Source organism: Rhodococcus sp. 05-2256-B1 (assembly GCF_002258465.1).
In the GTDB taxonomy this organism is placed as follows: domain Bacteria; phylum Actinomycetota; class Actinomycetes; order Mycobacteriales; family Mycobacteriaceae; genus Rhodococcoides; species Rhodococcoides fascians.
In genome coordinates this window covers 31,362-45,008 of the sequence record NZ_NOZA01000024.1, presented here as the reverse complement: position 1 = coordinate 45,008, position 13,647 = coordinate 31,362, and the positions used below count along the sequence as shown (strand labels likewise).

7 protein-coding genes and 1 pseudogene are annotated in these 13,647 nt (G+C 65.1%); 3 read left to right on the top strand and 5 right to left on the bottom strand.

The genetic code is table 11. The features are described from left to right. Positions 1–100: 100 nt before the first annotated feature. Together CH285_RS12440 and CH285_RS12435 are read right to left on the bottom strand one after the other, a co-directional pair. Positions 101–799 (bottom strand): excalibur calcium-binding domain-containing protein, encoded by a 699-nt coding sequence (locus tag CH285_RS12440; RefSeq protein ID WP_081701635.1) that lies wholly within the window; start codon positions 797–799, stop codon positions 101–103. A 164-nt stretch (positions 800–963) separates the two neighbouring features. Beyond that, complete coding sequence (locus tag CH285_RS12435; protein ID WP_027497699.1) at positions 964–1,314, bottom strand: VOC family protein; 351 nt, start codon at positions 1,312–1,314, stop codon at positions 964–966. Positions 1,315–1,463: 149 nt separating this feature from the next. Here CH285_RS12435 and recC point away from each other — a divergent pair, with 149 nt between their 5' ends. From recC to recD, 3 genes are read left to right on the top strand one after another with little or no spacing between them, the layout of a single operon-like run. Next, on the top strand, positions 1,464–4,742 hold the full coding sequence (gene recC, locus CH285_RS12430) for an exodeoxyribonuclease V subunit gamma (RefSeq protein WP_094642852.1): 3,279 nt from the start codon (positions 1,464–1,466) through the stop codon (positions 4,740–4,742). Continuing rightward, a complete protein-coding gene (locus tag CH285_RS12425) occupies positions 4,739–8,071 on the top strand; it encodes a UvrD-helicase domain-containing protein (RefSeq protein ID WP_094642850.1) in 3,333 nt (1,110 codons plus the stop codon). The genes recC and CH285_RS12425 overlap by 4 nt, the downstream gene beginning before the upstream one ends. Then, positions 8,068–9,930 carry an exodeoxyribonuclease V subunit alpha gene (gene recD / locus CH285_RS12420; RefSeq protein ID WP_094642848.1) on the top strand — a complete coding sequence of 621 codons (1,863 nt, stop codon included), beginning with the start codon at positions 8,068–8,070 and terminating at the stop codon, positions 9,928–9,930. Before CH285_RS12425 ends, recD begins: the two co-directional genes overlap by 4 nt. Before the next feature lie 4 nt (positions 9,931–9,934). Here recD and CH285_RS12415 read toward each other — a convergent pair whose 3' ends face one another. The 3 genes and pseudogenes from CH285_RS12415 to CH285_RS12405 all read right to left on the bottom strand — a co-directional run bounded on the left by CH285_RS12415 (position 9,935) and on the right by CH285_RS12405 (position 13,610). Next, entirely contained in the window at positions 9,935–10,777 is an 843-nt protein-coding gene (locus CH285_RS12415; protein WP_051365199.1) for a TY-Chap domain-containing protein, read from the bottom strand. 79 nt (positions 10,778–10,856) lie between these two features. Then, positions 10,857–12,026, bottom strand: a pseudogene (locus CH285_RS12410) (sulfite reductase subunit alpha); the annotation flags it as partial. A 111-nt stretch (positions 12,027–12,137) separates the two neighbouring features. Continuing rightward, positions 12,138–13,610, bottom strand: a complete 1,473-nt coding sequence (locus CH285_RS12405; protein ID WP_176458471.1) for a DUF2079 domain-containing protein — start codon at positions 13,608–13,610, stop codon at positions 12,138–12,140. Positions 13,611–13,647 lie beyond the last annotated feature (37 nt).

The following is a 13,647-nucleotide window of genomic DNA, read 5'->3' as shown; positions in this document are numbered from 1 at the left end:
CCTCTCGGTTGTCGGTGCAGTTGTGGTAACCACACCGATACCGGAGGTCCTCACCTATCTGTCGCTGCCACGCCGTCCACAACGTCCCTGCTCATTACAGCTAGCGCTCGCAGGCGACGCCGTCGCTGTTGCCGTCGAGTTCCGGGCGGTATCCGGGTTCGCCAATATTGATATTGAACGCGCCCGCGGCTTTCGCAGCTGTGCAGTTTTTGTAGTAGACGCTCTCCGGCACCGCTGCCAACGGCGCGGGAACGGTGTAGACGGGCTCGGGTGTGTATACCGGCTCCGGGATGTAGACAGGTTCGGGAATGTAGACGGGCTCGGGATCGGGGATGTACTCCGACGTCGTCGGTATTTCCACGATCGCAACGACGGGCTCTGTTGTGGGTGCGGCCGTGGTCGTCGTGGTCGGTGCCGGTGTGGTGGTCGTCGGACGTGCGGAGGTCGTCGTCACGGTGGGTAGCGCGGGCACGGCCGCGACCGGGGTGACGGCCACCTTCTCGGGTTCGGTCGATCCCGTCATTCCCATGACGATCAATGCCGGAAGAACAGCGATCGCCGGTACGGCCCAACCCTTGCGTCCACGCTCGGGGGACAACCGCAGATACGCGATGCCCGAGGCGACCATCAACGCTCCGACGAGTACTGCACCGAATTCGAACGATGCGATCGCTCCGATCAAGAAGACGGCACCGAAAATGATTGCGCCACAGGCAATGATCACACCGATGAGAGGGCGTCGAGAAGGAGCTGGCTCGGGTGCGGGGCGCTGGAACGGTGGTGGGTAGGCACTGGTCATGTCGGATCGTCCTCGGGTCACGGGGTGTCGGCCTCGCGGCGAAGGGTGTCCGCGAGACGGGAGCAACCCCACGTTCTTCCGAACCGGGCGGTCGCATTTCCTTCCACCATGTCGCACCGCGTGCGAGCGTCGTTACACCTCGAGCCGAGACGGCACGCCCCGGCTCAGTAGTGCTCGCGAAAACCGCCGATAGCGGTGATGGAATTGCCGTCGAGATCCGTGGCCGTGGACAGCCGAACGCCCTTGTTCGCTTCGACGATGTCGGCGAAGTCGATTCCGCGCGAGTGGGCAGCCGACACGAACGATTCGAGGTCGTCGACCGCCACATTGAACAGCGACGAGCCTGCACGCTCGGAATCCACGGTCACCTGCACCCATGCTCCGGGAGCGGCCTGCCACTCCACCAGTGTCGACATCGGATTGTTGTCCGCCGGACGGTCGAACAACTTCTCGTACCAAGCGTTCGCGATATCGATATCCCGGACCGCCACGACCGCGAAAATGTATCTGAACATGCCGTTCTCCTCCGTTGCTGTCGGGTTCTGCACATACGGACCGGTGCCGAGGGCTCGACTCACCGGACAGAACTTGTCGGTGGCTCGAGTAGGGTCGTCACCAGTCCGAATTCGGGCGTTCTCAGACGAGCAGGCAGGGGACTTCGACCGTGTTGACGCTCCACCGCGCCGAACGTGCAGGAACGCTCGCTGCAGCCCTCGCCGATGTACTGTCCGAGCCGCTGCCCGATGCCTTCGTACCCGAAATCGTGTCGGTGCCGGCGAGAGGTGTCGAGCGGTGGCTCACCCAGCGTCTGTCGAGCGTCCTGGGTGCTCCGGACGGTGATGGAATAGCTGCGAACATCGAGTTTCCGAGCCCGGCGAGGTTGGTCGCGCGCACCATCTCCGAGGTCGACGGCATCGATCCCGACGACGACCCGTGGTCTCACAGTCGAGTGCTGTGGACCGCGCTGTCGGTGATCGACGACTGCCGCACCGAACCGTGGGCCGCGGTGCTCTCCAAGCATCTGGGTTCGGGGTCTGACGATCATCGGGTAGGGCGCCGCTGGTCGACGGCCGCGCACATCGCGGAGCTGTTCCGCGCCTACGGATCTCAGCGACCCCAGATGCTGCGCGACTGGCGCGCCGGACGATTCACCGACGGGCTCGGCCAGGAACTGGACGACGACCTGACGTGGCAACCGCGGATATGGAGCCTGGTACGCGAGCGGATCGGCAGTCCGAGTCCCGCCGAGCGCCTTCCCGATACGTGTTCGACACTGCGATCGGAACCGAACGCGGTGGACCTACCTTCCCGGTTGTCGGTGTTCGGTCCGACTCGGCTGACCGCCGACCAACTCGACATCCTGCACGCGCTCGCGCACCACCGCGACGTCCACATCTGGATCCCACACCCCAGCCCGTCGATGTGGGCCACACTCGCCGACATCCCAGCAGCCACCCGACGACGAGACGACGTGACCGCTCTGGCCGTCGAGCACCCGCTGCTGGCGAGTCTGTCGCGCGACGTGCGGGAACTGCAGGCAACCATCGGCTCGATCGCCGATCACACCGTGCACCACGAAGGGCCCGAACCAACGCGGACCTTGCTCGGAACGATCCAATCCGACATCGCCGGCGACGAAGTGCCCTCTCGCGCAACGACGGTCGGCGATCCGGCGCTCGCCGACGGCACCGTACAGATTCACGCATGTCATGGGCCTGCTCGCCAGGTCGAGGTGCTGCGCGAGTCTCTGCTGCATCTGTTCACCGACGACCCGACTCTCGAACCCCGTGACGTGCTCGTCATGTGCCCGGACGTCGAGACCTATGCGCCGCTGATCCGTGCCAATTTCGGCCAGGCCACATTGGTGCATCCCGGTCATCGACTGCGGGTCCGGCTTGCCGATCGGGGCCTGCGTCGCACCAATCCGGTACTGGATGTGGTGGCGACGGTGCTCGACTTTTCCGAGGGGCGAGTGACGGCCAGCGAACTACTCGATTTCGCGGCGAGCGGCCCGGTGCGGCAGAAGTTCTCGTTCACCGACGACGACCTCGAACGCCTCCGCGAATGGGTCGCCACGTCCGGAGCCCGCTGGGGCTTGACGGTGCGACAACGAGAATCCTTCGGTTTGAACAACTTTCGGCAGAACACCTTCAAGTCCGCACTCGACCGTATTCTCCTCGGGGTAGCGGCGGACGAGAGTGGGAACGACTATCTCGACCTCGCGCTGCCCCTCGACGACGTGGACAGTAACGACATCGGGCTTGCGGGCCGATTCGCCGAGCTGGTCGACCGGCTCGCCTCGGTACTACGGGCGCTGTCCGGGCGCGCCCCGGTGACCGAATGGACGCGGCAGCTCGGCCGCACCCTCGATCTGCTTGCCGACGTGCCCACCGCCGACGAATGGCAATTGGCGCAAGCGCATCGCGAGATCGCCGAGGCCACCGAACACGGCGACACCGCCGAGCTGCGGCTGGCGGACGTGCGCGCCATGCTCGGTGGCCGGCTGACCGGCCGCCCCACCCGAGCGAACTTTCGCACCGGAGAGCTCACCGTGTGCACGATGGTGCCGATGCGATCGGTCCCGCACCGCGTCGTGATCCTTCTCGGTCTCGACGACGAGGTGTTCCCCCGTGTCGGCAGCCTCGACGGAGACGACGTCCTCGCACGCGACCCGGCCGTCGGCGAACGCGACACCCGCAGCGAGGACCGACAGCTACTGCTCGACGCCGTGATGTCCGCCGAAGAAAAGCTACTGCTCTTCTACACCGGTGCCGACCCCGTCGACGGATCGACCAAGCCGCCCGCGATCCCACTGCGCGAGTTGATGGACGTCCTCGACGTGACCGCCGGCCGTAGCGTCGAACACCGGCATCCACTGCAGCCCTTCGATCCTCGGAATTTCGAGGCCCGACACCCGTTCAGCTTCGACACGGTGGCGTTGGCGGGCGCCGTGTCTCAGCAGCGACCGTCCGTACCGGTGCCGTTGTTCTTGCCAGATGCACTGCCCCCAGCGAATTCGGGCGACGTGGAACTCGCGGACGTGATCGCGTTCGTGGAGAATCCGGTTCAGGCGTTTCTGCGTCAACGTCTCGGGTTTCGAGTTCCCGAGCTCGAAGACAATCTGGCGGACAGTCTCGACATCGAACTGGATCCGTTGTCTCGGTGGAACATCGGCGATCGGATGTTGGCAGCGGTGCTGGCCGGCACGGACATCGGCGAATTCGCCGACGCCGAGTGGCGGCGAGGCACGTTGCCTCCGTTTCATCAAGGTCGACGCGAGATGTCCGACATCCGCCGAGTCGTCGGAATCATCGCCGACGCGGCCGCGCCGTTTCACGACGGCCCGGCCGAGACCACCGACATCGTGGTCGATCTCGGTGATGGGCGACGTCTGACCGGTACCGTCATCGGCATTCACGACCGGACACTCGTGCGTTCGTCCTATTCACGGCTGGCGGCCAAGCACAGGCTCGCGGCGTGGGTGCGTCTGCTGGCGGTGGCAGCGTCCGAGCCGGGGGAGTGGAGCGCGGTCACCATCGGGCGCGCCAGCGGAATGCGTCCGCCTCGCCGGTCCCGCCTGACGACCCCTCCGAATCCCCTCGCGGTACTCCGTGACGTGGTGGACCTGCGGGATCGCGGATTGGTTGCGCCGCTGCCGATCTCGACCGGGACGGCAGCTGCCTACGCGGAGAAGCGGTTCGGCGGCGGATCGATCGAGGACGGTTACGAATCTGCCGGTTGGGCGTGGCGCGGCGATTTCGGTGACGGCACCGACCGATCGTTGCGATACGTGCACGGCCCGTCGCTCTCGTTCGGAACGTTGCTCGATCCGAGCCCTCTCGACGACGAGACCGACCCCGCGAACGAGCAGAGCCGCTTCGGAGTTCTCTCCCGCCGGTTGTGGGATCCATTGCTGACCGCAGAGAACATGGGGAACGCATGACCGCCGCACGCGGATTCGACCTCCTCGGTCCGATGCCGACCGGGACGACCGTGCTCGAGGCCAGCGCCGGAACGGGCAAGACGTACGCGATCGTCGGACTTGCGGCGCGGTACATTGCCGAAGGACTGGCCGAGATCTCGGATCTACTGCTGGTGACGTTCAGTCGGGCCGCGACCCAGGAACTGCGCGATCGCACCCGCAGCCGGTTCGCGTCGATCGCCCGAGACCTCGGGGATCCGGACGCTGCGCGTGGTGCGCGCGACCCTCTCGTCGCCTTTCTCGCCGCGGCAGACGACGAGGAAGTGGACAGGCGGCGCCGGCGACTGCGTAAAGCGCTGTCGGACTTCGACGCCGGGACGATCGTCACCACGCACAGCTTCTGTCAACGCATGCTCGACGGGCTGGGTATCGCGGGTGAGCGCGAACCCGAATCCACGTTCGTCGAGTCGGTGTCGGATCTGCTCGAGCAGGTGGTCGACGATCTGTATCTGCAGATGTTCAGCGGCGATGACGAGGCACCACCGTTCGGGCGACGCGACGCCCAACAACTGGCCGCGGCTGCCGTCGGAGATCAACAGTCGATCCTGTACCCCGACATCGACGACCTCGACGGTGACGACGGCAACCGGGAAGCCGCCCTGCGGGTGCAGTTCGCTCGGGAGGCCCGCCGTGAGGTCGAGCGTCGCAAACGTCTTCTCGGCATCCGCGACTACAACGATCTACTCGGACTGCTGCACTCGGTGTTGTCCGATCCCGTGCACGGGGAGGCAGCATGCGCGCGCGTGCGAGACCGGTTCCGTGTCGTGTTGATCGACGAATTCCAGGACACCGACCCCATGCAGTGGGACATCTTGCGCCGGGCCTTTCACGGCTACACGACATTGATCCTCGTCGGAGATCCGAAGCAGGCCATCTACGCTTTCCGCGGTGCCGAAGTGCTGAGTTATCTGGATGCGGTGCAGTCGGCCGATCATCTGTACGAGCTGACGGCGAACTGGCGTAGCGACTCCGGGCTCCTCGACGCGTTGGACCATCTCTACGGAGGTGCCGCTCTCGGACACGACGATATCGTCGTCCATCGCGTCGAAGCGCGGAACCCGTTCTCGCGCATGGCAGGACATCCTCCGCTGCGGCTGCGCTATCTCCCGCGCACCGGAGCAGGGCCGTTACGTTCGGGATTTCCGGCGGTGGATCGACTTCGCTCTCGGGTGGCTGCGGATGTGGCGGCCGAGATCGTGACGCTCCTGTCAGGGAACGCCGTCATGGACCGGCCGGACGGGCCGAGGACGGTCGAACCGCGGGACATTGCGGTGTTGACTCGCACGACCAAACAGGTTGCGCTGATTCGAGATGCACTCGACGCAGTGGGTGTGCCGTCGGTGGTGTCGAGCAGCACCAGCGTCTTCGGCACCGACAGTGCTCGACACTGGTTGTGGCTACTGCAAGCGATCGAACAACCGCACCGCACCGACCGCGTCAGACTCGCAGCCCTGACACCTTTGCTCGGTTGGACTGCCGCCCAACTCGATTCCGGAGCCGAGGACGCTCTGTCGCAGGTGAGCAGCCGGCTGCGTGAGTACTCCGTGCTGTTCGACGAGGCGGGTTTCGCGGCAGTGTTCGAGCGGGTGTCGGCGCAGTCGGGTCTCGATGCTCGGTTGCTCGCGGTCGAGGCAGGGGAGCGCACGATGACCGACCTGCGGCACATCGCCCAACTACTCAATCGTGCAGCGGTATCCGAATCGTACGGAATCACCGCTCTCACTCGGTGGCTCACCGATCGAATCAAGGAACCGGCAGCCGGCGGGTCCACCGATCGCAGCCGCCGACTCGACAGTGACTCGGCGGCAGTGCAGATCATGACAACGCACGGGAGCAAGGGGCTGGAATTTCCCGTCGTCTACCTTCCGTACGCCTGGGACACGCTCTACTTCAGCTCACCGTCGACCCTGCTGCTGCACGAGGACGGCCACCGCATCCGGGACGTCGGCGGTCCCTCCGGGGCCGGCTACGCAGCACGGAAGCTCGTCAACGATCGTGAAGAAGCCGGAGAAGAACTACGGCTGCTGTACGTGGGACTCACCAGAGCCCAGTGTCAGGTGGTGTTGTGGTGGGCACCGGGACGCAACACTGCTACGTCGTCGTTGCACCGCATGCTGTTCGGCCGCATTCCGGGGATTGCGCAGCCGGAGCCGTCGTACAAGGTGCTCGACGACGCCACCACCGCCAACCGCTTGCAGTCCTGGGTCGGTCCGTCAGCGGATCTGATCTCGATCGAGGCAGTCGGCCCCACACCACCCTCGGATCAGCAGTGGGTGCGCCCCGAGGAGGAACACCGCGACGTCACTGCCGCTCGCTTCGGGCGTGCTCTGGATCTGCTGTGGCGTCGAACGTCGTACTCGGCCTTGACCGCTCACGCGCACGATGCGTCGCCCGTCGAGCCGGAGGTGGGGGTGACCAGTGAGGCCGAGCGGCCCGAGAAAGCGGATGAGCCTGTCGAACCTCCGCTGGGAAGCGCGAACCCGGACGAGCCCGTGGACGGGATCGCGTCACCGATGAACGGCATGCCGGCCGGTGCCGCATTCGGAACCCTGGTGCACGAGGCCCTCGAGCACGTCGATACCTCCGCAGCCGATCTACTGTCCGAACTCGAGCAGCGCTGCAGAGCTGCCGTTGCCTCACGAATGGCAGATGTCGATCCGACGGCTCTGGCAGCCGCCCTGTTGCCGGTGATGCAGACACCGCTGGGCTTCGGGACGCTGGGCGACATCGCGCCGAACGACCACCTGGCCGAGCTGGATTTCGAGCTACCCTTGGCCGGAGGCGACGACCCGGTGGACTCGAGCGTGACTCTGACATCGGTTGCGCAGCTGCTGCGTCGACATCTCGACCCGGCGGATGTCCTCGCGGACTACGCCGATCTGCTCGATGCAGTGGAAGTCACCCCACTGCGCGGCTTTCTCACCGGAAGTATCGACTCCGTTCTTCGGGTACCCGGCCCTCGCTACATCGTGGTCGACTACAAGACCAACCGCCTGGCCCGAGGCGATCTGACGACCGGCAATTTCACGCGCGAGAAGATGGCGCAGGAGATGATGCGGTCGCACTATCCGCTGCAGGCCATTCTGTATGCCGTTGCGTTGCACAGGTATTTGCGATGGCGGCAACCGAACTACCGGCCGGAGACGCATCTCGGCGGAGTACGGTACCTGTTCGTTCGGGGCATGGTGGGGCCGCAGACTCCGGCCGGCTGCGGTGTGTTCGACTGGGATCCGCCTGCGGCACTGGTGGTCGAGTTGTCGGATCTGCTCGCCGGAAAGGTACAACGATGACGAGTGTCTCGACGGCGCTGCGAGGCAGCGGAATTCTGCGGTCCTTCAACGACGCCGGTGTACTGACAGCGGCCGACGTGCACGTGGCGTTGCGGCTCGGTGCCCTGGCCGGGGAAGCCTCCGAACCGGTGCTGCTCGCCACGGCTCTGACAGTGCGCGCAGTGCGATCCGGATCGATATGTCTCGACCTGCAGCGCCTGCGGGATGTCACGGTGGACGAGGAATCGGACGTGGATCCAAGCCTTCTTCCCTGGCCCGATCTGTCCGACGTTCTCGACGGGTTGGCGGTCAGCCCGCTCGTGGTCGGCAGCGCCAACGGGCCGCTGACGCCGCTGAAGCTGGTGCGCACCGACCTGGGTGAACTGCTGTACCTGGATCGATATCACCTGCAGGAGAACACAGTTCGAGGCATACTCGACGCTCGATCGCAGTCGCACCCCGTCGTCGACGGTGCAAAGATCGACCGTGCGTTGGCCGAATTGTTCATCGACGAATCCGGCGCACCCACCACCCCTCCCGATCGACAGCGGATTGCAGCAGCCCTCGCGGCGACGCACTGGACCACGGTCATAGCGGGCGGGCCGGGCACCGGTAAGACCCACACGGTGGCTCGAATTCTCGCGCTGTTGGTTCGAGAACACGGCAGCGATGTGAGAATCGGTCTTGCCGCCCCCACCGGCAAGGCTGCCGCTCGTCTGCAGGAGTCGGTGGCCGAGCAAGCGGGACTGCTGGGTCTCCCGGCAGAACTGAAAGCAATGACTCTGCATCGCCTGCTCGGGTGGAAACCGGGCAGCAAGACCAGGTTTCGTCATGACTCCCACAATCGACTGCCCTACGACGTGGTGGTGGTCGACGAGACGTCGATGGTGTCGTTGACGATGATGTGCCGCCTGCTCGAAGCAGTTCGACCGGAATCGCGGTTGATACTGGTGGGCGATCCCGATCAGTTGACGTCCGTCGACGCCGGAGCAGTGTTGGCCGACCTCGTCGCACGGCCGGTCACTGGCACCGAGAACCCTGTGTTGGCGCACCTGGTCGACGCGGATTTCGACGCAGCCGAGGATCCGGACGAGGCGGCGCTCAGTGCATTCGAGCGAGACAGGTTGCGCGGCGGAGTGGTTCGGCTCAGCCGCGGTCGACGATTCGGTGGCGCGATCGCCCGTCTGGCCGTCGCAGTTCGAGACGGCCGCGGTGACGAGGTGATGAAACTACTCGAATCCGGTGACGACCAGATCTCGTTCCATGCACCCGAGGACACCGACGCATTGCGGGCCGACGTGGTCGACACCGCCGCCGAGGTCACAGCGGCGGCAACCCGCGGTGACGCCGCCGCGGCGCTGCTGGGACTGGAGAAGCATCGACTTCTGTGCGCGCACCGTGAGGGGCGGTGGGGCGTTGCGCTGTGGGATCGGCTAGCACTCGAGTGGGTGGGAGAAGCGAACAAGACCTTCCTCGACCCCGCCTACTGGTACCCCGGTCAGCCGCTGCTGGTGACGGCCAACGATCACGAAGCGCGAATCTACAACGGAGACACGGGTGTTGTGGTGTCGGGTGAGAACGGAACTCCGATGGCTGCCTTCGCGCGGGGTCGCGCCCACGTTCTCATTCACCCGAACGTCCTCTCTGCCGTCCAGACCGTGTACGCGATGACGATTCACCGGAGCCAGGGAAGTCAGTACGACACCGTGTCGGTTCTGTTGCCCGCCGAGGCATCGACTCTGCTCACTCGCGAGTTGCTCTACACCGCGATCACCCGTGCGCGGTCGCATGTACGGGTGATCGGCACCGAGGAGGCCATCCGAGCCGGAGTCGAACGTCAGGTCCTGCGGGCCAGCGGATTGCGGCGAAGGATTCTGTAGCAGTTCAGCGACAGGCGTGCCGGTCCGATCCGGCTGCAGCTGCGATACTGCGGGCAACCAACAGCCAGGTTCGGGCCAGTCCTGTCCACACCGCGATCGAGGTGCCTGTTCCCTCGGCTGCGCTGCGGTTCGAGTGTGCGGCAGCCGAGCGATGCAGGGCGAGCGCGTGTACACCGAGTTCGTCGATGTCCGCCCCCACGCACACCGAGTGCACTGTTTGCGCGTCGAGTTTGCGACCGGTCAATTGGCACAGGGTGTGCAGTGATCGCAGTTCGTCGGGAACGTCGGTGATGTCGAACGGGGGATCGGTCGGTGTCGAGTCGACACGGCTGTCCCAGGCAGTGCTGGACCGGACGCCGACGATTCCGCGCTGGAGGTCGATCGGCCCCGAGGCGGCTCCGTCTGCGGCGACGCCCCACACGCTGAGAAACGACGGATGGGGAACGTTCCACAGCTCGCGGAACGCCCGGGTCACCATCTCGGCGACGAGAGCAGCGTCGGCCCTCGAATCCGTTCGCGTGAGATCGATGACCGACCCGTCTGCGACGGGCTTGCCTCGGTCCAGCCACCCGAAGTCGAGCAATTGAACGTCGAGGGTGACCGACTCGGGTGCCTCTGGATACAGCAGCGAGGGCAGCGACGCGATCGACACCAGAGCCCCGTCTCGAGTTGCTGCGATGTCGATGTACGGCCGGAGCCCGCGCTCGCCCGGGCTGGCCTGCGCGGCCGTCACAGTGATGTAGTCCCGCATCGGCAGCGACCGCAGGTGCGCGTGCAGATTCTCGGTGAACGTGCCCCATGCACGCGCGGTGGTGGAGTCGAAATGGTCGTTCTGCACTGCGTTCACGGTGCACACCCTCTACTCGGACGAGAACTTCATTGCTGTGCCCGTGACGGTAGCGAGGGGGTCCGACAAGAACGGCCCGTCAGTAGACGTCGCGCAGATAGCGCTTGGCGCGCTTGAGGTCGTTCACGTAGTCCTCCGCGGCGTCGGAGGAGCGCCCACCGTGTTCGGCGACGACCTCGTGGAGTGCCTCGTCGACTCCCTGCGCCATGCGTGACGCGTCTCCACAGACGTAGATCTGTGCGCCTTCTTCGAGCCAGCCGTACAGCTGTTTTCCGGCCTCGCGCATGCGGTGCTGTACATAGATCTTCTCGAACTGGTCGCGCGAGAACGCCAGATCCAGCCTGGTCAACAGACCGTCACGCTCGAAGTCCGTGAGTTCGTCCTCGTAGAGGAAGTCGCTCGCTCGATGTTGGTCTCCGAAGAACAGCCAGTTTCGGCCCGAGGCACCGCGAGCCCGACGTTCATGCAGAAACGCACGGAACGGTGCTACTCCGGTGCCCGGACCGATCATGATGATCGGAGTGTCGTCGGAAGGAAGTCGGAACGACTTGTTGGCCGAAAGAAACACTCCCGCTTCCTGCGCGTCGCCGACACGATCTGCCAAGTACGTCGAGCACACCCCGCCGCGATCTCGCTCGGCCGATCGATATCTCACGGTCGACACGGTCAGGTGAACGCTTCCCTCGTGCGCTGTCGGCGACGACGAGATCGAATAGACGCGGTGCTGCAGGGGACGGAGCAAGCCCAGGAATTCAGCGGGGTCGAGAGCACCCGACCGATCGAGGTCGAGAACGTCGACGACGTCGCGTCCCCATGTCCACGCGTCGAACGACGCCCGGTCGCCGTTCTGCAGCACGTGGTCGAGTTCGGCGTCACCGGCCCGCTCGGCGATGGCTTCTATCAGGTCCATCGAGGGTATGCCGATTTCGTATTCGGTGGTCAGGGCCTGGGCGAGGCTGATTTCTCCGGACTTGGTGTGGACGGCCGTGTCTGCGGGGACACCGAGACGGTCGATGACGGCCGAGACCAGTGCGGCGTCGTTGACGGGTTTGACGCCGAATCCGTCTCCCGCCTCGTAGGTGATTCCGCTGTCACCGAGGTCGATCGAGAAGTGTCGTACTTCTTTTGCAGAGGTGGGACCGGACAGCAATCGGTTGCTCGACACCTGCGCGCGGTACGGATTCTTCCGATTCCACGGTGACCGCTTCGATGCTGTTCGGGTGGTGCCGAGGTCGCCGGTTCGAGCGTCGATGTCCTGTACCTGCCTTGCCGTAGCTGTCGTGATCGGTCGAATGTCGAGAGTTCGAGAACCCCGTGGTATCGAAATGCCCGAACTGATCGAAACCTTAGTAGGGACCGCTCAGTTGCGGTGCAGCACCTCGATACCGTCCACGGAGTAGACGACGTCGTATCCGGTGGTCAGTGCCCGGTCGATCGCCTGCCGATCGCCGCGTTCGTCGGTCGGCCAACCCGCGGGCCGTTCTCGGTTGACGACGATCCAGTCCGGGACGGTCGAGTCGGTCGGTCGCTGCGGAAACACCGAGACGTCGTGGTCGGCGACGAGTTGTGCCACGAGGTTGTTCGACGCTGCAACGCGGTCACCGGCCGGGATCCACGCCGAGATGTCGCGGGCAGTGGCTGCTTGTGGATCGACACGCCACTCCTCGGCGTGCACCATCCGCGACATGGGCAGGAACGGTAGCGCCACCAGTGCGAACGCAGCGACGAAGGCGACGATCGCTCGTCGACCTCGTTCGGTCAGCTGGGCGTGGCGCTCGCTGCGTGCCAAGGCGTCGATCAGGGCGACGAAGACGATCACCATCAGAATGGCGTTGTAGTGGTAGATCGGTTTCCAGAAGTTGGTGTTGTCGCTGAGGAAACGCCAGGCAACCGTCGGTACCGCGACCAACAGAAGTGGGGATCGCAGCGCGAAGAACCCCGTGACGGCAAGCAGCAGGAACGCCGTCGCGGCCCGGGAGTCCCCGGCAACCAGGCCGTGCGCGGTATCGGCGATCCCTTCGCCGATGGGCGGCAATTTCGAGCCCTGGCCGTACGAGTCGTCGGAGCTCAGCGCGGGAACGATCACCTTGACGGTCACTATCACCCAGGTCAGCCCCCACACCGCGGTCATCGCTCCCAGGATGCGCGGACGGCCGGTGGTGAACAGGGCAACCAGCGCGCCGATGACGACGACCGTCAAACCCATGTCCTCTTTGACGAACACCAGCGGAAGAGCCCAGGCCAGAGCGGGCACCCAGCGTTCGCGAACGAGAGCCACCAGGGACATTGCCAGTAACGGCATCGCGAAGGCCACTTCGTGGAAGTCGAAGTTCAGCGCGGCTTGTACGCCCCACGACAGGCCGAACGCGCCGGCAATCACTGTTCCGACGACAGTGCCGAATTTCTGCACCGCCAATCGACTGATCGGAATCACCGCGAGCGCGAACAGAACCGCCTGAGCGACGAGCAGCGTCTCGGCATGAGGGAAGACGCGGTACACCGGACCCAGCAGGGCCGTGATCGGCGAGAAGTGATCACCGAGGGTGTTGTAGCCGGTGCCCAGCAGATCTGAGGTCGGAGCCCGAAACTGCGAGTACGACGCGACCTGCTGCACGAATATTCCGAGGTCGAAGCCCGATGTGCGCAGTTGACGGTGGCCGAGAACGGACATCGTCGAGTACAGCGATGCAAGGAGTACGAACGCGACGGTCGGGACCATCACATCGGGAGACCGGAGTCTCCTGCGCAGACGGCCGATGACACGTGTGCCGGTCGTAGTTGCGGCGACGCTATCGCCGTCGGTGACGACCTGGGATTGCTCGGTAGTGGTCACGAGATGGCATGTCTACCGGACCGACGTGAGATCTTCC